Genomic DNA, 17,586 nt, shown 5'->3' on the forward strand with positions numbered 1-17,586 from the left:
GGACACGCAATGAAAATTTTACGTTTAAGCTTAAATAATCTGGCGTCCTTGACAGGCACTCAGCATATTGATTTTGAATCTGGCCCACTCGCACATGCAGGTCTAATTGCGATTACCGGTAAAACCGGTGCAGGTAAATCCACCTTGCTCGATGCCATGTGCTTAGCGCTATATAATGAAATTCCACGCCTGAAAGGGGCAACGGGTAGCTTGAAAGATGCCGGGGGTCAGGATGTCTCCATTAAGGATTCCAAGAATATTTTACGTCGCGGCTGTGTTCATGGCTTTGCCGAACTTGAGTTTATCGCGCTTGATCAAAAACGCTATACCGCACGCTGGGAAGTACGCCGTGCGCATAAAAGGGTCGATGGCAATCTAAAAATTGAGCGTGCGATTACCTGTCTGGATGATCAGCGAGTATTAAACCAGAAGATTTCTGAATGTACTCCGATTGTGGAAAAACTGATTGGTCTCAGTTTTGAACAATTTACCCGCGCGGTGTTGCTCGCTCAATCGGAAGTTGGAGCATTTTTAAAGGCCAAAGATAATGAACGGGCTGACTTGCTGGAATATCTGACCAATTCACAAATTTTTAGTGTGGTCAGTCAAAAAGCTTTTGAAAAACATCAACAGGTTCGGCAAAAGCGTAATCAACTTGAAAACCTGATTGGTCATTTAGAACTGTTATCGGATGAAGAGCTGACTATTCTGAAACAGCAACAGCACGAATATAAATTGCAGCTGGAAAACCTGGACCAATCTGAAAAACTGCTCGACAATGATTTAAAATGGTATAAACAAAAACATTCTTTATATACTGAAATTCAAGCCAAAAAAGAAGTTTATGATGTCCAGCTTGATGCTGATCAGAAAATGGCTGCACACAAACAACTGCTCTCTCATTTAGATGAGTTTCAAGCAATTCGTGAACAATTTGTACAGCAAACTCAAATCATCAATCGCCAAAATAATTTGGTGGTAGAACAACAAAAATTTGATCTGGAATTTAGCCAGATTAAACAGCAATCTGATGCGCAACAAGATCAGTTCAAGCATCTTCAGCAACAGCAGCAAGCACATTTAAAACATATTCAGGCGATCAAGCCACATCTGGATCGAGGTCTAAAACTTGATCATGAGATCCAGCTGATTACAGAGCAATATAAAAAAGTGGTCGCCGATCAGAGTCTTTATACTCAACAGCATATTCAGCCACTTCAGCAGCTTATTGATGTATCCAAGCAAAACATAGAGGTTGCACAACAGCAGAAAAATCAACTGAATAGTCAACTTGAACAGCATAGGTATCTAGCTGTTTTTGATCATGAGCCACAAAGTATTTTACAGCGTTTGCAAGACTATCAAAAATTGCATCAACAGCTCACGCAGCAGCAGCCTGAAATTCTTCAGCAATCACGGAGTAGTCAGGAACAGGCGCAGCAGCAGTTAACAGAAAGTCTGCAACAATTTAACCAAAAGTTTGGTGATTTCAATCAGCTTGAACAACAGGTTCAACAGCTGCAAACGCAAGAGCATCAAACCAGTACCCGAATTTTACAGCTTAAAGGTTTAATTCAAAATTCTGAGCAGATGCGTGGGCAGGAAGCTGAACAGCAGCAGTTAGTTCAGGACATTCAGGCTGCACAATTAGAATTACAACAGTTCAATAAGACAGCAACTGAACTGAGCCAAAACGTCGCTAAGGAAGAAAAAGCCCTGCAGCAGCTACAAAGTATCCTGACACAACAGCGATTGCTACAAACACAAAGCGTACAGGAACTACGGGCGCAGTTGCAACCCAACGAGGCCTGTATGGTATGTGGTAGTCATGAACATCCTTTTGTACAGCACCAAGAGCTATTAGATACTGCCCTGCATCAACTCCACGATCAACAATTACAGCAGGCACAACAGCAGCTGAATCAACTGAAAAATGAGTTACAGCAGTCTCAGATTCAGCAGTCTAAAATCAAAACTTTGCTTGAGCAAAAACAGCAGCGTTGCACTCAGTTAGATCGCTCGTGCGCACAGCAAAAAGCGGACATGACGCAAACGATTCAGCGACTACAGCTCTTGGTGAATGTAGAGGCAAACTCAACTGAACTTATGGCTGTATTGCAAACTCAACTGACACGGATGCAACAGCAGGAAATTGCATTGGGTGAACAATTCAAGACTTTGCAACAGGCATGGCATGCATGGCGTCAGCAGCAACAACAATTTGATCATCTAAAACTGAGCTTACAGCAGCGTACTCAGCTTGAGGAGATTATTAAACCTGTTATTCAGGTGCTGCCTGAAGCCCTACAAAAAACATGGCAAACCAATAGCACTGCAATCTGCCCAGAGCTACAACAGCATTTAAAACAGCGTTTAATCTGCTTAAATCAGCTCAAAGATGTTGAGCAACAATTACAGCAGTTATCGCAACAATTTGATAAAGATCAGCATCAGCTTAAACTGCATCAACAGCGTCATACCGAGATGCAGCAAGAGATTGAACGACTGATCCAACAAGGCAAAGATTTACGTGCAGCGCTGACTCAGCTGACAGAACAATATGCGGATAAAGCGTATAAAGTTGCCGCTGAATGGCGTGATCAACTTGAGCACAGCCAACAAGCCTTGACGGAACAATTACAAATCCAACACCAGGTGACTGAGCGCCATGATCAGCGCTTACAACAAGCCGTGTTACAGCAACAAAGCTGGGTCACGCAGATTCAGCAGTTGACCCAACAACTTGAGCAATGCTCCAATTTAATTCAACAATGGCAGATGATCCACCCTCATTTTACTGATGACCTGATTGAAAAATGCTTAGCAATTGACCTGCCGCAACATCAGCAGATTCGTCAGCACTTACAGGTACAAAGCCAAACCTTAGAAAATGCCAAAATTGCATGGCAGACTCTGGAAGATCAATATCAAAAACATTTAAAACAACAACCTCAGCTATCGTTTGAAGAAGTTGGACATCGTTTAACCACCCTAACTGAAGATAAATCAACCCAGCTTCGGCAGTTTAATCAAGTGGATACCCAGCTTCGAGTGCATGCTGAAAAACAAAACACCTTAAGTAAATATCAGTCGCAAATTGAACAGATCAAAGCAGAAGAATATCGTTGGGGACGTATTTATGATTTGATTGGACATAAAGAAGGCACTAAATTCCAGAAAATTGCTCAGGAACATCATCTGGATATTTTAGTCGAATATGCCAATCAGCAACTTCAGCCGCTCGCCCCGCGTTACCAGTTACATCGTATCCCTGACAGTTTAAGTCTGGCCATTGTAGATCTGGATATGAACAGTGAAGTGCGTCCCGTACTGTCCTTGTCAGGCGGTGAAACGTTCTTGGTCTCGTTGGCGCTGGCGCTGGCAATTGCCAATATGGCTTCAGGTTCAATGAAGCTTGAATCACTGTTTATTGATGAAGGTTTCGGTACACTCGATCCGGCCTCCCTGCATATGGTGATGAATGCGCTTGATCATTTGCAAAGTCAAGGACGTAAGGTGGTGCTAATCTCGCATATTCAAGAAATGCATGAACGTATTCCTGTACAGATTCAAGTGAAACCCTTAGGTGCAGGTGCAAGTACCATTCAAATTGTCGGGTAATTTTAAACTCTAAGCATCATAAAAAAGCCTAGAATACGGTCTAGGCTTTTTTTACTGGCAAAAACAATCTACGCCATGGGCCGCAAGGTCAGAATCTGCTCACTGCGCCCGAATGGCCCAGAAAGATCATGCAACACAGAACTGGTCAGGCCAATACCGTCTTCTCCATACTGTTGTGTGGTTTCTAAGCCCAGCCACTGACCTTGCGGTAAACGGTGCATATGAATCTGTAAATCCAGATTAGGAAAGCCCCAGCTAAAAGGTGTTTCTTGACGTGGCACAATGCCATTGGCGGTATCCACCATCCCCATCAAGCGGACAAAATCTGTGGTTGCTTCACCTTCAACCATCTCATGCTGGGTTCGCAACCAAACAATACCCTTCCCTGCACAACGTTCATGACTTCTTGCTTCGATTGACTGAATATATCTACCAGGCCACTGACGAATTCCTTCCCAGATCGGTGCATTTGCAGGGCCAGCAGCATCAGCATCTTCCAGGCCTTTTATCAACTGGCTATTTTGGGTGATCATGCGCCAGGTTCTTGCGACAACACACGTTTTACCCTGAGCCACCATTTCTGACTCAATCAGTTCAATGGTCTTTCCCGGACGAATGATTCGCGTTGTAACACTAAACTCCCCCGCAGGAATCAGACCTAGAATATCTAAACTGATTCGGCCAATGCGCATATCACTACGCGGTGCAAAAAGGTCCAATTCCGCACAGATAATTCCGGTCGCCGGTGCCATATGCTGTTCATGTTCATTCCATGCACCTTGAGCCAGTATCATTGAGCGATAATGCGCTGTGACTTTTCCGGTGGTATCCGTATTTCGCCCGATGAGTTGATAATATGCCGCCATAAACTTGCCTATTTGCTTGGTCGAATCAATGGTTTTTATACAGATTATTCCTTTAGATGGTTCTTCTTGTACTCAACTTTAGTAGAAAGTTCAATTTTTAAAACAAAAACTGAACCCTAAGGTTCACTTTTCAAAAATGATCAAAATGGAGGTGAGTATCGTTTACTTGGAATAATCCCGTGCACCAAATAATGCCGTTCCCACCCGAACCATGGTTGAACCCGCAGCAATTGCCTCAGTCATATCGCCTGACATGCCCATGCTTAAGGTATCCCAATCTTCTGGATGTGTATGTTCAGATTTCACTTCTTCAAATAGCTGCTTGGCATCGCTAAAAGCTTGGGTATGGTTGGGTGCCGGAATCACCATCAAACCACGCAGTTTTAGATGAGGCAGCTGGCTAATACTTTTCACCAACTCTGCCACTTCATTCGGCTGACAGCCGTCTTTGGTGTCCTGTGCATCAATATTCACCTGTAAACAAATATTGAGTGGCGCTTGAGTGGCTTCTCGTTGATTGGATAAACGCTCGGCAATAATGAAACGATCCACCCCATGTACCCAAGCAAAACTTGCAGCCAGATGTTTGGTTTTATTGCGCTGCACATGGCCAATGAAATGCCACTCGATGTCCAAATCATTTAAAGTTTCAATTTTAGCTAAGGCTTCTTGTAAGTAATTTTCTCCAAAGGCACGCTGCCCTGTTTGATACATTTCACCTAAGGCTTCACTAGGGTGATTCTTAGACACAGCCAGTAACTGTACGGTTTCCGGCTCACGCTGCGCTTGTTTACATGCATCCTGAATTTGCTGTAAAACTTGATTTCGTGACGCTTGAAGAGTATTCATTGACGAGGTTCTCATTTTCATTCATCTTTTTTACTTTCCCTATAAACTAACTGTTGGTTAAGCTCTGGGAAAGCCTTATTATTCTAACAAAATAAATAACATTTAAATGATCTCGGGGAAATTATGGACATCACTGAACTTTTAGCCTTTTCTGCTAAAAATGGGGCGTCAGACTTACACTTATCAGCGGGTATGCCACCACTCATCCGTGTCGATGGCGAAGTTCGTCGTATCAACTTGCCTGCTTTAGAACATAAAGAAGTACACAAACTTGTGTATGACATCATGAACGATAAACAGCGTCGTGATTTTGAAGAAAAACTTGAAACTGACTTTTCTTTTGAAGTGCCGGGTGTGGCGCGTTTCCGTGTCAACGCATTCAACCAAAACCGCGGTGCTGGTGCAGTATTCCGTACCATTCCATCAAAAGTACTGACCATTGAAGACCTGGGTATGGGTCAAATCTTTAAAGATATCTGTAATTTCCCACGAGGTATTGTACTGGTCACAGGTCCAACGGGTTCGGGTAAATCAACGACTCTTGCTGCGATGATCGACTATATTAATGACAACCGTTATGACCATATTTTAACGGTCGAAGACCCGATCGAGTTTGTACACGAATCGAAAAAATGTTTGATTAACCAACGTGAAGTACATCGTGACACCCATGGCTTTAACGAAGCATTACGTTCAGCCCTTCGTGAAGACCCTGACATTATTCTGGTCGGTGAGATGCGTGACCTTGAAACCATCCGTTTGGCATTGACTGCCGCTGAAACGGGTCACTTGGTTTTCGGTACCCTGCATACCACTTCTGCTGCCAAAACCATTGACCGTGTCATTGACGTATTTCCAGCAGAAGAAAAAGACATGGTTCGTGCCATGTTGTCGGAATCGCTACAAGCCGTGATTTCTCAAACTTTATTGAAGAAAAATGGCGGTGGTCGTGTCGCAGCACATGAAATCATGATCGGTATTCCTGCCATCCGTAACCTGATTCGTGAAAACAAAGTAGCGCAAATGTATTCAGCCATTCAAACCGGTGCCAACTACGGTATGACCACGCTTGATCAAAGCCTAAAAACGCTGGTCTCTAAAGGCATTATTAGCTCGCAAACTGCCCGTACCATGGCGAAACAACCAGAATCATTCTTATAAGTTTAAACGGATTTGGGGCTAAGTTATGGATTTTAACGACTTACTGAATTTAATGATTCAACAGCAGGCATCAGACTTATTTATTACTGCCGATGTTGAACCGTCTATGAAAATTAATGGTCAAATTGTTCCAATTGCAAAAACTAAGCTGAACGGTGAAATTGTCGGGCAACTTTTAAACTCGATTATGAGTGAAAAACAGCGTAAAGAATTTGCTGAAACCCGCGAATGTAACTTTGCTATTAGCAACCGTGACAAGACTGCCCGTTTTCGTGTCAGCGCATTTCAACAGCGCGATGAACCCGGCATGGTATTGCGTCGTATTGAAACCGTTATTCCGACCATGGAAGATCTGAAGTTACCGCCTATTTTAAAAGAATTGGCCATGACCAAACGCGGTATCATCATGTTTGTAGGGGCGACAGGTACAGGTAAATCGACCTCTTTGGCTTCCATTATTGGTTATCGCAACCAGAACTCCAAAGGTCATATCATTACCATTGAAGACCCGATTGAATTTATTCATGAACATGCGGGCTGTATTATTACCCAGCGCGAAGTCGGTATTGATACTGACTCTTTCGAAATTGCTTTGAAAAACACCTTGCGTCAGGCACCCGATGTCATCTTGATTGGTGAGATCCGTTCGCGTGAAACCATGGACTATGCCATTGCCTTTGCCGAAACCGGTCACCTGGTATTTGCCACGCTACACGCTAACAACGCCAACCAAGCCATTGACCGTATTATTCACTTCTTTGATGCTGACCGTCATAATCAATTGTTTATGGACTTATCACTCAACTTAAGAGCCGTGATTGCGCAACAGCTTATTCCATCTGTTGATGGGCAGTCTCGTCGTGCAGCGATTGAAATTTTAATCAACTCGCCTTTAATTGCAGACATGATCCGTAAAGGTGATGTACATGAAATTAAAGAATTGATGAAGCGTTCACGTGAATTGGGTATGCAAACCTTTGATCAGGCTTTGTTTGACTTGTATAAAGCCAAACAGATTACCTATAAAGATGCATTAAAACATGCTGACTCACCCAACGACCTACGTTTGCAAATCAAGTTATCCGAAGAAGGTGGCGATCGCTTATTGCATGCAAGCTCGAACATCACCTTCGATGGTCAAGCTTAAAAGCAAAAAAAAACAGGCTTCATAGGAAGCCTGTTTTTTTAACTGATTTCAGCCAGCATTATTTTTTACGATATGCATCCTGGCATTCAGGTGCATCACAATAACCATAAAGATTTAAAGAGTGGCCTGTCAAAGTAAAGCCATACTTTTCAGCCACTTCATGTTGCTGATGTTCAATCACGTCATTGGTAAATTCAACGACTTTGTTGCAATTCTGGCAAACAATATGATCATGGTGATCTTCTTGCATAATTTCGAAAACTGAATGATTGTTTTCAAAATGATGACGCTGAATAATACCCGCAGCTTCAAACTGTGTTAACACGCGATACACAGTTGCTAAACCGACATCTTCACCTTGTTCAAGTAAAGTTTTATAAATGTCTTCTGCGCTTAAATGATGTTGTCTTGAATTTTCTAGTAATTCCAATATTTTTATTCGTGGAAGCGTAACTTTAAGTCCAGCTTTACGTAAATCTTGATTTGAAATAGCCATATAAAAAGGTCTCTCAACAAATTTAAAGTTGGAATATGCAACAAAGTTTAGATGCAGTATGATCTATCCGTAGATCAAATGCATCATAATTAATTTGGGATAGTGTAGCAAAATGCAAAAAATCATGTTGACGTTATTCGTCACTTCACTGCTCGCAGGCTGTTCGACCTTGGGCGTGTATAAAGTTGATATTCCGCAAGGAACACCATTAACTCAAGCACAAGCTTCAAAAATTCAGGTCGGTATGAGCCACCAACAAGTTCGTTTCTTGCTCGGTAGCCCTACAGTTTCAGATCCAATGAATCCTTTACGTTGGGACTACATCTACGACTATACACCAGGAACATATGCTAAAAAAGCCAAAATCCCTGCAGCTCACGGTCAACATTTAAGAATCTACTTTGATCCAACAGGGACAGTACAAAAGATTGAAGGCTTGGAAACCATTCCAGAATCTCAACCCGGCTTACCAGGATCAAAAGAAGCGATTCTAACTGCGCCCCCACTATAGCCGCTTTAAAATAAAAATAAACCCCTCGATGAGGGGTTTTTCTTATCACTTCAATTGTTTAAAGCGATTTCCGCGACAATAAAGTCCAACCGGATTTTCTGCAGCACGTTTTCGGCGAATATCCTTCGGATTGATCGTTAATGCACGATAAATCTCGACACGATCACCGACTTTTAAAATTTGATTTGGATCTTGCAATCGCATCCCAAAAATCCCCAATGAAAGTGGTTTGGGTAACTGAATTTGTACCCGTATGCCACTTTGCTCAATCGCATCCAAAGCGGTCATCCCTTGTTGAAAAGGCACAGCCAGATGAAACTGTTGCTCCTGAGCCGCATACGCCACCCAAACCTGTTGTATCTCACTCATTAGACCAATTGTCCAATAATCGCAATCATCGCCAAGATGATCGATACAGGAAGTACCACACGTACTGCAATACGCCACAGGTTATAAAATAGCTCATTGCTAAAATTCATCGATTTACGTAAATGGCTAATTTTCATGATCCAGCCAGCAAAAATGGCATAGATCAAACAAATGATTAGGCCCCAAAGCATAAGTAGCGTATTAAAAATTGGACTCATTGCAGGAATTGCCCAAACAAATACAGCAGCTAAAATCACGAGCCATTGAATCGCGATATTCAGTTGACGTTGTAATAATTGTTCACGTGCCATATTGAGTAAAAGTGCTGCCGTACTGACTACAGCAACCACGAAGGCAAAACCTGGAATTTGAGCATTGGCAGCGAAGAAGCCAAAAGCAATCACTGCGAATAATTGTGCAATCCAAATGGGTAATGCAGTTTTGGTTGCAACATCTTGTTGGTTAACCGTAGGCAAACTACTTTGCCAGTACAAGCCCATACCCAAACCACTGGCAACGAGTGCCAATACGGTCGCACTGCCCCACTCACTAAATTCGACAGGTGTCACTTGCCAAGCAGGCAAAGCCGTTCCCATCACGTTCGCTAGAATTAAGGAGGTTAAAACACCAACAACGCTTAAGATAACAATAATTTTTCGCGGTGCAAATGAAAGTGCAAGTGCAACAATCGCCAAGCCAACGAACAACAGATTTGGAGCAACCCCATTGAAGGCAAAATGCCCCACTAGCTGGCTGGCATTAAACAGCATGCCACCTGCCAAGAAAGGAATAAAGACCACGGCCAACCAACCGACGATACGCCATTTCTGCGAGGCATCTGCATCGCGCGTTAAACTGGACAATGCATTTAAGGCAGTGGTTTTTGAACGCTTCGCCAAAGCAATTTCTAAATAACAGATGGGTAATGCCAAAATAAGCATGGTACCTAACCATAACAACCAGAAATCAAGTTGACGTTCAACTTGGATCCCGACAATCGGTGCTAATGTGGCAATGATGATAAAAGATAAACAAAATGCCATCAGCGGCGATAGCCATCGTGACATAGCATTGTCCTGCATGATGCGTTCCTAAAAAAAGTCTATCGCTATTTTGCCTTTGTCATGCGGGAAAATCAAAAAGAAAAAGCAAACCATCATTATTGATGATTTGCAGCGCAAGTTTATTGTGACTTGTAATTGTTATTATCTCGTTTATCTTTTTTATGAAAAGAAACGAGCAAACCAGTTTTTGCCTTTTTTCTGTTCTTTTTCTTTAATGATGCCCATCATATTTTCTTTTACGGCACCGACATAATCGGCATCATCGTGCTGAATATGGTTAATCAGCCATTTTGAAAGCACTTCATGTAACTCACCTTCAATCGCTTGTCCCATTTCAAAACGGTCACGGTAAGATTCAATCTTTTTAATAAATAAATCATGGACACGTTTATGGGGTACACGATATTTATAACCGGCTTCTTCTTGCAAAGATTCTTCAAAAGTAAAATGCGATTGCGTATAATCAATAATATTTTCAAGAATCTGTTTAATGCGAACACGATCCATATTATTGGAAATGTCATCAATTTCATTAATATAATCCAGAATTCTTTTGTGTTGATCGTCAATCACATCGATACCAGTATTATATTCTGGAACCCATTTCATTTTCATTACGACCGCCTATAAATATATAAAATTCATCACATAAATTTATAATATATTGATTTTAAACAAATAAAAATAAACCAAAACGGTTGGTTTTAATAAAAAAACTTAGATTATTACTTAAGCACATGATATTTATTGTTTTTAAAGTTAATCCCAATCAAAAGGATAAAGTATTTTTTAACCAATCCTCTTTAATTAATCCTGCTTTAAGTGATATTTTACCCAGTGAAAAATCTATAAAAACAAAAGATTAAATATTATTTTAATAAAAAAATCTTTATATAGAACATAAAGGTTTAAAAAAATGGTATTTAAAACTCATCAAACCAAGTAGAAAATACTATTATATTTATTGAAAACCAAATTTATAAGTCAATAAAAAATCTATACAGCTAGTTAAATCAACATCTCTATAGATTTAGACATATTTAGCCATCACTTAATATTGATCGGCTCTAGTTATTCGTTTTAATGCTGGATTTAAGCGTTCACGCTCTAAACGCTCGACATGAGTCTGCTGTTTTCGAACAGGTCGACCATCCTGAAATAAGATCATCTCTCCCGGCAAAAAAGCATTCCAGGTTTCATTTTGCGTTAAAGGTTCAGTGGTAATGACTGCGACGCGATCTTCCGGAGTAGTCACCTGACTAAAATCAACTTCTACATCCAAATCAATCAATTGAGCCGGTTTAAATGGGTATTCTCGTACTAGCCAATGTAATTTGGTGATGGCATAGGTAAATAGAGCCTGACCATTCGACAAGCAAAAATTGAATGTTCCATGTTCTGCTATTTTTGGCGACACTTCTGCCAATAAATCAAAAATTTGATCGAGTTTCGGTTCATGATAACCAAATTTATGCACCAACTGATCGAGTAAAAAACAAAATGCGCGTTCACTGTCGGTATTTCCCACTGGCGTAAAACGACCGGATAAAATGGGATTATAATCATGCAAATCGCCATTATGGGCAAAAATCCATTGCCGTCCCCACAGCTCACGACTAAAGGGATGCGAGTTTTCTAAAGTAATCTTACCTTGCGTCGCTTTGCGAATATGGGCAATCACATTGCGTGACTTGATTGGATAATTACGCACCAATTCTGCAATCGGAGATTCAACTGCCGATTGGTTATCGACAAAAAGGCGGCAGGCTTTATCTTCAAAAAAAGCAATGCCAAAACCGTCGCAATGGTCAGATGTAATGCCGGCACGTTGAGAAAAACCACGAAATGAGAAAGTCACATCCGTTGGGGTAGCACAATTCATTCCGAGCAACTGGCACATAATCTTTGTCAAACAGTAAATACATGATTTTTCTATTTTGCATGACTGGGCCAGGGGTTGCAAATCTCAATTTACAATACCCATCACTATTTTATGCATTAATTCAGGGATAATACTCAAATACTTAATTTTATTAAAAATTCTATATAAGGTAGTTTAAACAAAGCAATAAAAAAGCCTCATAAGGAGGCTTTTTTAAAATGATTCATTTAATGCTTGGCACGGTTGGTAATTAAAGTCCCCACCCCATGATCAGTGAAGATTTCCAATAAAGTTGCATGTGGAACACGACCATCCACAATATGTGCGCTGACTACGCCACCTTTCACTGCATCCAGTGCACAACCGACTTTAGGAATCATGCCACCATAAATCACGCCGGTTTCAATCAAACGATCCACTTCCTGAGTGGTTAAACCTGTGAGCAGGTTTTTATTTTCGTCGAGAACGCCAGAAATATTGGTCAGAAGAATAAGCTTTTCCGCACCCAAGGCTTCAGCCACTTTACCCGCGACTAAATCGGCATTGATGTTGTAAGTATTACCTTCATCATCTACACCCAGTGGTGCAATCACAGGAATGAAATCACTGTTAGTGAACATTTCAAGCACGTCTGTCTTCACGCCAACGACTTCACCCACCAAGCCAAGATCAATCTGTTTTACGGTACCGTCTTCCGCCGTTTTCTCCATCAACAGCTTTTGAGCGCGAAGTAAATTACCATCTTTACCGGTTAACCCAATAGCACGACCGCCATGTTGATTAATCAGGTTGACGATAGATTTGTTCACACTACCACCCAAAACCATTTCAACCACTTCCATGGTTGCAGGATCGGTTACACGCATGCCATCAATCCGGTTAGATTCACGACCGAGTTGCTTCAAGAATGAATCCACTTGTGGACCACCGCCATGCACCACGATTGGATTTAAACCGACAGTTTTCAACAATACAATGTCACGTGCAAACGAACTTTCCAGCGCTGGATCGGTCATTGCGTTGCCACCATATTTCACTACTAGCGTCTTACCCGCAAAACGTTGAATGTACGGCAAAGCTTCAGTCAAAATTTGTGCTTTGTCGATGCCAGTATGCTGATGTGGCATTCGCCTCTCCTTATTGAGCATCTAAAATGTCTTGTGCGATTTTAGGATATCGGTCACTTAACATGGAAACAAATGTATGTCGAATCGCATTTAATCTTACAGGATTGTCCGCATCAAAGCGTACTGTAAAATATTCACCGGTATTCGATGCTCGAATAATGCCAAATCCATCTTCAAAATCAAGTCGTACACCATCAATTTTACTTAATTGTGCGCCCAAATCCTGACTTTTAACCTCAACATCATGTAATACCGCTGTTGGTTCTTCACTATGGGTACTAATGTAAAGGTCTTCAGTACAACTGCGCTCAGGATAAGCCAGTAATGCATTTGATAGGGTTAAATCCGGTCGTTGGCTTAAATATTCGAGCACACGTAAGGCTGCATATAAACCATCATCATAGCCAAACCCCCGCCCATCATTAAAAACATAATGACCTGCATATTCTCCACCAAAGACTGCTTTACCTTTTGATTGCGACATGTAAGTACGCAAAAAGGAACTGCCTGTACGAATCATTTTTGCCTGCCCACCTAAGTGATGAACCGTATTCCTGACCAGCGTCGAACATTTCACATCGTAAACCACTTCATGACCGGGATGTGTTTTCAAACACATCTCAGAAAATAAAGCCAATAATCGATCTGCTGAAATAATAGCGCCATGTTCATCAATTAATACGAGGCGATCACCATCACCATCTAGGGCAATACCGATATCGGCTTTCTGCTCAAGCACAGTTTTTCTTAATTCAACAAGATGTTTTTCTTGTGAAGGATCAGGTGCATGATCGGGAAAATCACCATTCGCCTCACAACGGATAGTTGTAATTTCACAGCCTAATTTTTTTAACACCAATGCAGCACAGCGGCCTGCCGAACCATTTAAACCATCGAGTACCACTTTAAAAGAGCGCTTTAACTGGATATCTTGTAATAAGGCTTGCTGATATTCGAGACAATATTCAATAAAGACTTCATGCTGAACGGGTTTAAACATTAATTTTTGTAATGGATCAAAAACGCTACTAGCACTTATACCGACTTGTTGAATCATTGCCGGACAGGGTGGTTCATTTTGAATGATCCACTTAATTCCATTGTCAGTTTTTGGATTATGGCTTGCTGTAAGCATAATCCCGTTACCATTAAATTGACGCGCAATAAAATATAATAATGGCGTTGAGCAACAACCAATGATAGTCGCATGCAACCCTTTTTTTTCACACACCTGTCTAATTATTTCTGCATATTCTGGGCTGGTTAAACGCGCATCATAACCAATGACAAGTCGAGTCTGTCCCACCTTAAGATATTGAGTAACCAATCCAGAGGCAATCGCTTTAACAATTTCAGGTGTCAAAAGTGATATTTTTCCACGAATATCATAGGCACGAAAAATTTGTGATGGGAATTTTTTATTTTCAAAATTCATGATGACATCTTCTACTTAGAGTAGGCCATAAAATTAGAATTTTATGGAATGTTGAATGAGGTCAGTATTCACAACCAGTGCATCATCCTAAATGAGAAGATTAGCATTTTAAATGCATTTCATATTTTTAATCAATGGTAAAAAGATCTTACAAATATTTTTCAAAAAAGATGATTTTAATTGAAACATAAAGCTTTTATTTAATTTTAAGACAGACATTATTAAATATTTTTATTTAAATATCAGTAACTTAAATAAAATTAAACCAAATTATATCTAAAGATAAAAGCAATACTTCTGGTGTAAGTATTGTAAATCTTTGTTTACGGATTCTTTTATTATAAAGGGAGGTTAAAGTTTCTAATACAAACCTAATATGAAATAAAGACTAAACCTGATAAAAAAACAAATATTGCTGTTCATTTATCAGGTTATAAATTCTTTAAACTAAATCTATGGTTTAGCCTTTACCCGTATGACCAAAACCACCTGCACCACGTTCAGTAGCAACAAACTCGTCGACTTGTTCAAATTCAGCATGCACTATAGGAACAAGTACATATTGAGCCAAACGCTCACCTGGCTCTAAAGTAAATGCTGTTTGACTACGGTTCCAGACCGATACCATCAATTCGCCCTGATAATCTGAATCGATTAAACCGACAAGGTTACCCAGAACAATGCCGTGTTTATGACCTAAGCCAGAACGCGGTAAAATCAAACCTGCAAATTGAGTATCTTCAATATAAATGGCTAAACCTGTTTTAACCAATACAGTTTGACCTGGTTCAATGACAGTCGCTTCTTCTACACAAGCACGTAAATCTAAACCTGCTGAACCCGAAGTCGCATAGGTCGGCAAAGGCCATTGGCTGCCTAAACGTGTATCGAGTACTTTCACTTGAACTTTCATCTGTTCTTTCCTAATTGCATGGTTTAAATAATGTATTAACGCTTAATTAGCGCACGTAAGTTTTCGAGATAATGCTGTGCTTGCAGTTTTGGATCTATATTGCCTGCCAATTTTTTCTTGCGACCCAGCCAGTCCAAATCATCTTGCGGCAATTCATCCAGAAAACGACTTGGAGTCATTTGCTTCATTTGCCCCCCATTTTTACGCTGTTCAGCAAGCGTAATGGTTAAGCCTTGCCGTGCGCGAGTAATTCCCACGTACATTAAACGGCGCTCTTCCTCAATGGTTTCTGCAGCAATCGAATTTTTATGCGGGAGTAATTCTTCTTCCAGACCAATCAGATACACATAAGGAAATTCAAGACCTTTCGAAGCATGCAAAGTCAATAAATTAACCTTGTCGGTATCTTCTTCTTCCTTCTGCTGCTCGAGCATATCCAGCAACACCATTTTACGAATCACGCTTTCAATGTTTTTCTCATCGACATCTTCAGCACGATTAATCAAACTTTGAATACTGCTATACAATATCTCAATGTTATCCAGCTTGGTTTTTTCTTGCGCGGGTGTTGCTGCCTGCTCTTTAATGTAATCGATATACCCGGCTTCAAGCATCATCTGACGAATAATCGGCACCGGCTCGTCATCTTCGAGCAAGTTACGGGTAAAGCTACCAATAAAATCGGCAAATTCTGCCAGTTGTGTGGTGGCTTTTTTCGGAATCACCATGGTCAAGCGCTGATCACCCGCTGCTGTTAATAATGACAGATGATTTTCTTGCGCAAATAAGCCCAGCTTTTCTAAAGTCACCGGACCAATCGCACGTTTAGGCGTATTAATAATTCGCAAGAATGCACTGTCATCTTCTGGATTAATGATGATACGCAAATAACTCATGATGTCTTTGATTTCAGCACGACCAAAGAATGACTGACCACCCGACAATTTATACGGAATTTGCATTTGACGTAGTTGTGTTTCTAAAACACGAGCCTGGAAATTACCACGATATAAAATCGCATAATCTTTCCAGCTTTTCCCATTCATCAGCTTATGGGTGATGATATCTTTAACCACGCGTTCAGCTTCATCATCATCATTACGGCAAGTAATGACACGAATCACTTCACCATGACCTTTATCTGACCAGAGCTTCTTTTCAAAAATATGTGGGTTGTTACCAATGACTGTATTGGCTGCTTTTAAAATACGACTGGTCGAACGATAATTCTGCTCGAGTTTAATCACTTTTAAATTTGGAAAATCTTCTTTCAACAACGCCATGTTTTCAGGCTTTGCACCACGCCATGCATAGATCGACTGGTCATCATCCCCTACCGCAGTGAATTGCCCCATCACCCCAACCAGCAGTTTGACCAGAATATACTGCGCAGTGTTGGTGTCCTGATATTCATCGACCAACAGGTAACGAACACGGTTCTGCCACTTATCCCGGACTTCGATGTTTTCTTGTAGTAAACGGGTCGGCATTACGATCAAGTCATCAAAATCCACTGCGTTGTAGGCACGCAAGTTGCGCTCATACAGTTGATACAAATGTGCAAATTGCACATCTTCTGCTGTCTCACATGTAGTATGTGCTTGTTCCGGTGGAATCAGATCATTTTTCCAGTCCGAAATCATTCTCATTGCTTTGGCAATCAGCTCTTTACTTTCTGCACCGGACAAATTATCACGATGCATTAAGTCCATTAGAATGCGCTTGCAATCATCGGCATCTAAAATTGAAAAATTATTTTTTAATGGGGTATGTTTCAGTTCTAAACGAAGTAAATTCAAACCAAAAGTATGGAAAGTCGAAACTGAAAGACCTTTGGCCTCTTCACGAGACAATAATTTTCCGACACGCTCTTTCATTTCACGTGCAGCTTTGTTGGTAAAGGTCATTGCAGTAATACGATATGCAGGAATACCGCAGTTCTGAACCAAATGGGCAACTTTTCGTGTGATTACGGATGTTTTACCTGACCCTGCCCCTGCAAGTACTAACAAGGGTCCTTGAGTGTATTTCATGGCTTCAAGTTGCTTGTCATTGAGTTGACTTGCCGACGACATAGGATTTCCTCGTTTTGATTCGAGCTAGATTATAGTCGGGTCAGACAAACTTTCATAACCTAAAATACAG

Annotated in this window: 15 protein-coding genes; 4 read left to right on the top strand and 11 right to left on the bottom strand. The window is 40.9% G+C overall.

Annotation, left to right across the window (positions count from 1 at the left end):
- Nucleotides 1–9: 9 nt before the first annotated feature.
- Nucleotides 10–3,621 carry an AAA family ATPase gene (locus tag ACP69Y_RS06630; RefSeq protein ID WP_425917232.1) on the top strand — a complete coding sequence of 1,204 codons (3,612 nt, stop codon included), beginning with the start codon at nt 10–12 and terminating at the stop codon, nt 3,619–3,621.
- A gap of 68 nt (nt 3,622–3,689) precedes the next feature.
- Here ACP69Y_RS06630 and ACP69Y_RS06635 read toward each other — a convergent pair whose 3' ends face one another.
- Together ACP69Y_RS06635 and ACP69Y_RS06640 are read right to left on the bottom strand one after the other, a co-directional pair.
- The gene (locus tag ACP69Y_RS06635) at nt 3,690–4,487 is read right to left on the bottom strand and encodes a thioesterase family protein (RefSeq protein WP_425917234.1); all 798 of its coding nucleotides are present in this window, start codon (nt 4,485–4,487) and stop codon (nt 3,690–3,692) included.
- Between the two features lie 162 nt (nt 4,488–4,649).
- The gene (locus ACP69Y_RS06640) at nt 4,650–5,336 is read right to left on the bottom strand and encodes a YggS family pyridoxal phosphate-dependent enzyme (protein ID WP_425917236.1); all 687 of its coding nucleotides are present in this window, start codon (nt 5,334–5,336) and stop codon (nt 4,650–4,652) included.
- A gap of 123 nt (nt 5,337–5,459) precedes the next feature.
- Between ACP69Y_RS06640 and ACP69Y_RS06645 the strand changes: the two genes are divergently transcribed.
- Together ACP69Y_RS06645 and ACP69Y_RS06650 are read left to right on the top strand one after the other, a co-directional pair.
- Nucleotides 5,460–6,497, top strand: a complete 1,038-nt coding sequence (locus ACP69Y_RS06645; protein WP_425917238.1) for a type IV pilus twitching motility protein PilT — start codon at nt 5,460–5,462, stop codon at nt 6,495–6,497.
- A gap of 25 nt (nt 6,498–6,522) precedes the next feature.
- Nucleotides 6,523–7,644 carry a PilT/PilU family type 4a pilus ATPase gene (locus ACP69Y_RS06650; RefSeq protein WP_425917240.1) on the top strand — a complete coding sequence of 374 codons (1,122 nt, stop codon included), beginning with the start codon at nt 6,523–6,525 and terminating at the stop codon, nt 7,642–7,644.
- 58 nt (nt 7,645–7,702) lie between these two features.
- On the opposite strand, the gene fur is transcribed toward ACP69Y_RS06650, so the two are convergent.
- Nucleotides 7,703–8,140: a ferric iron uptake transcriptional regulator gene (gene fur / locus ACP69Y_RS06655; protein WP_425917242.1), complete on the bottom strand. Its 438-nt coding sequence runs from the start codon at nt 8,138–8,140 to the stop codon at nt 7,703–7,705.
- A 112-nt stretch (nt 8,141–8,252) separates the two neighbouring features.
- Between fur and ACP69Y_RS06660 the strand changes: the two genes are divergently transcribed.
- Nucleotides 8,253–8,651 (top strand): outer membrane protein assembly factor BamE, encoded by a 399-nt coding sequence (locus tag ACP69Y_RS06660; RefSeq protein ID WP_425917243.1) that lies wholly within the window; start codon nt 8,253–8,255, stop codon nt 8,649–8,651.
- Nucleotides 8,652–8,696: 45 nt separating this feature from the next.
- Here the strand turns inward: ACP69Y_RS06660 and ACP69Y_RS06665 are convergent, their stop codons facing one another.
- The 8 genes from ACP69Y_RS06665 to ACP69Y_RS06700 all read right to left on the bottom strand — a co-directional run bounded on the left by ACP69Y_RS06665 (nt 8,697) and on the right by ACP69Y_RS06700 (nt 17,516).
- The gene (locus ACP69Y_RS06665; protein WP_425917245.1) at nt 8,697–9,020 is read right to left on the bottom strand and encodes an RnfH family protein; all 324 of its coding nucleotides are present in this window, start codon (nt 9,018–9,020) and stop codon (nt 8,697–8,699) included.
- The gene (locus ACP69Y_RS06670; protein ID WP_425917246.1) at nt 9,020–10,102 is read right to left on the bottom strand and encodes a hypothetical protein; all 1,083 of its coding nucleotides are present in this window, start codon (nt 10,100–10,102) and stop codon (nt 9,020–9,022) included. The genes ACP69Y_RS06665 and ACP69Y_RS06670 overlap by 1 nt, the downstream gene beginning before the upstream one ends.
- A gap of 141 nt (nt 10,103–10,243) precedes the next feature.
- Entirely contained in the window at nt 10,244–10,699 is a 456-nt protein-coding gene (locus ACP69Y_RS06675; protein ID WP_425917247.1) for a bacteriohemerythrin, read from the bottom strand.
- A 436-nt stretch (nt 10,700–11,135) separates the two neighbouring features.
- Nucleotides 11,136–11,984 carry a class II glutamine amidotransferase gene (locus ACP69Y_RS06680; protein WP_425917288.1) on the bottom strand — a complete coding sequence of 283 codons (849 nt, stop codon included), beginning with the start codon at nt 11,982–11,984 and terminating at the stop codon, nt 11,136–11,138.
- Nucleotides 11,985–12,193: 209 nt separating this feature from the next.
- Nucleotides 12,194–13,093: an acetylglutamate kinase gene (gene argB, locus ACP69Y_RS06685; protein WP_425917248.1), complete on the bottom strand. Its 900-nt coding sequence runs from the start codon at nt 13,091–13,093 to the stop codon at nt 12,194–12,196.
- A 10-nt stretch (nt 13,094–13,103) separates the two neighbouring features.
- Nucleotides 13,104–14,528 carry a phosphomannomutase/phosphoglucomutase gene (locus tag ACP69Y_RS06690; protein WP_425917249.1) on the bottom strand — a complete coding sequence of 475 codons (1,425 nt, stop codon included), beginning with the start codon at nt 14,526–14,528 and terminating at the stop codon, nt 13,104–13,106.
- Between the two features lie 460 nt (nt 14,529–14,988).
- On the bottom strand, nt 14,989–15,441 hold the full coding sequence (gene dut / locus ACP69Y_RS06695) for a dUTP diphosphatase (RefSeq protein WP_425917251.1): 453 nt from the start codon (nt 15,439–15,441) through the stop codon (nt 14,989–14,991).
- Between the two features lie 35 nt (nt 15,442–15,476).
- The gene (locus ACP69Y_RS06700) at nt 15,477–17,516 is read right to left on the bottom strand and encodes a UvrD-helicase domain-containing protein (protein WP_425917253.1); all 2,040 of its coding nucleotides are present in this window, start codon (nt 17,514–17,516) and stop codon (nt 15,477–15,479) included.
- Nucleotides 17,517–17,586 lie beyond the last annotated feature (70 nt).

The sequence above is a fragment of the Acinetobacter sp. TSRC1-2 genome (genome assembly GCF_049895885.1).
Lineage (GTDB): Bacteria > Pseudomonadota > Gammaproteobacteria > Pseudomonadales > Moraxellaceae > Acinetobacter.

What these genes read in the sequence shown, in the direction of transcription:
- ACP69Y_RS06630 (WP_425917232.1), top strand. Translation starts at nt 10, where the DNA reads ATGAAAATTTTACGTTTAAGCTTAAATAATCTGGCGTCCTTGACAGGC.
- ACP69Y_RS06635 (WP_425917234.1), bottom strand. Translation starts at nt 4,487, where the DNA reads ATGGCGGCATATTATCAACTCATCGGGCGAAATACGGATACCACCGGA.
- ACP69Y_RS06640 (WP_425917236.1), bottom strand. Translation starts at nt 5,336, where the DNA reads ATGAATACTCTTCAAGCGTCACGAAATCAAGTTTTACAGCAAATTCAG.
- ACP69Y_RS06645 (WP_425917238.1), top strand. Translation starts at nt 5,460, where the DNA reads ATGGACATCACTGAACTTTTAGCCTTTTCTGCTAAAAATGGGGCGTCA.
- ACP69Y_RS06650 (WP_425917240.1), top strand. Translation starts at nt 6,523, where the DNA reads ATGGATTTTAACGACTTACTGAATTTAATGATTCAACAGCAGGCATCA.
- fur (WP_425917242.1), bottom strand. Translation starts at nt 8,140, where the DNA reads ATGGCTATTTCAAATCAAGATTTACGTAAAGCTGGACTTAAAGTTACG.
- ACP69Y_RS06660 (WP_425917243.1), top strand. Translation starts at nt 8,253, where the DNA reads ATGCAAAAAATCATGTTGACGTTATTCGTCACTTCACTGCTCGCAGGC.
- ACP69Y_RS06665 (WP_425917245.1), bottom strand. Translation starts at nt 9,020, where the DNA reads ATGAGTGAGATACAACAGGTTTGGGTGGCGTATGCGGCTCAGGAGCAA.
- ACP69Y_RS06670 (WP_425917246.1), bottom strand. Translation starts at nt 10,102, where the DNA reads ATGCAGGACAATGCTATGTCACGATGGCTATCGCCGCTGATGGCATTT.
- ACP69Y_RS06675 (WP_425917247.1), bottom strand. Translation starts at nt 10,699, where the DNA reads ATGAAAATGAAATGGGTTCCAGAATATAATACTGGTATCGATGTGATT.
- ACP69Y_RS06680 (WP_425917288.1), bottom strand. Translation starts at nt 11,984, where the DNA reads ATGTGCCAGTTGCTCGGAATGAATTGTGCTACCCCAACGGATGTGACT.
- argB (WP_425917248.1), bottom strand. Translation starts at nt 13,093, where the DNA reads ATGCCACATCAGCATACTGGCATCGACAAAGCACAAATTTTGACTGAA.
- ACP69Y_RS06690 (WP_425917249.1), bottom strand. Translation starts at nt 14,528, where the DNA reads ATGAATTTTGAAAATAAAAAATTCCCATCACAAATTTTTCGTGCCTAT.
- dut (WP_425917251.1), bottom strand. Translation starts at nt 15,441, where the DNA reads ATGAAAGTTCAAGTGAAAGTACTCGATACACGTTTAGGCAGCCAATGG.
- ACP69Y_RS06700 (WP_425917253.1), bottom strand. Translation starts at nt 17,516, where the DNA reads ATGTCGTCGGCAAGTCAACTCAATGACAAGCAACTTGAAGCCATGAAA.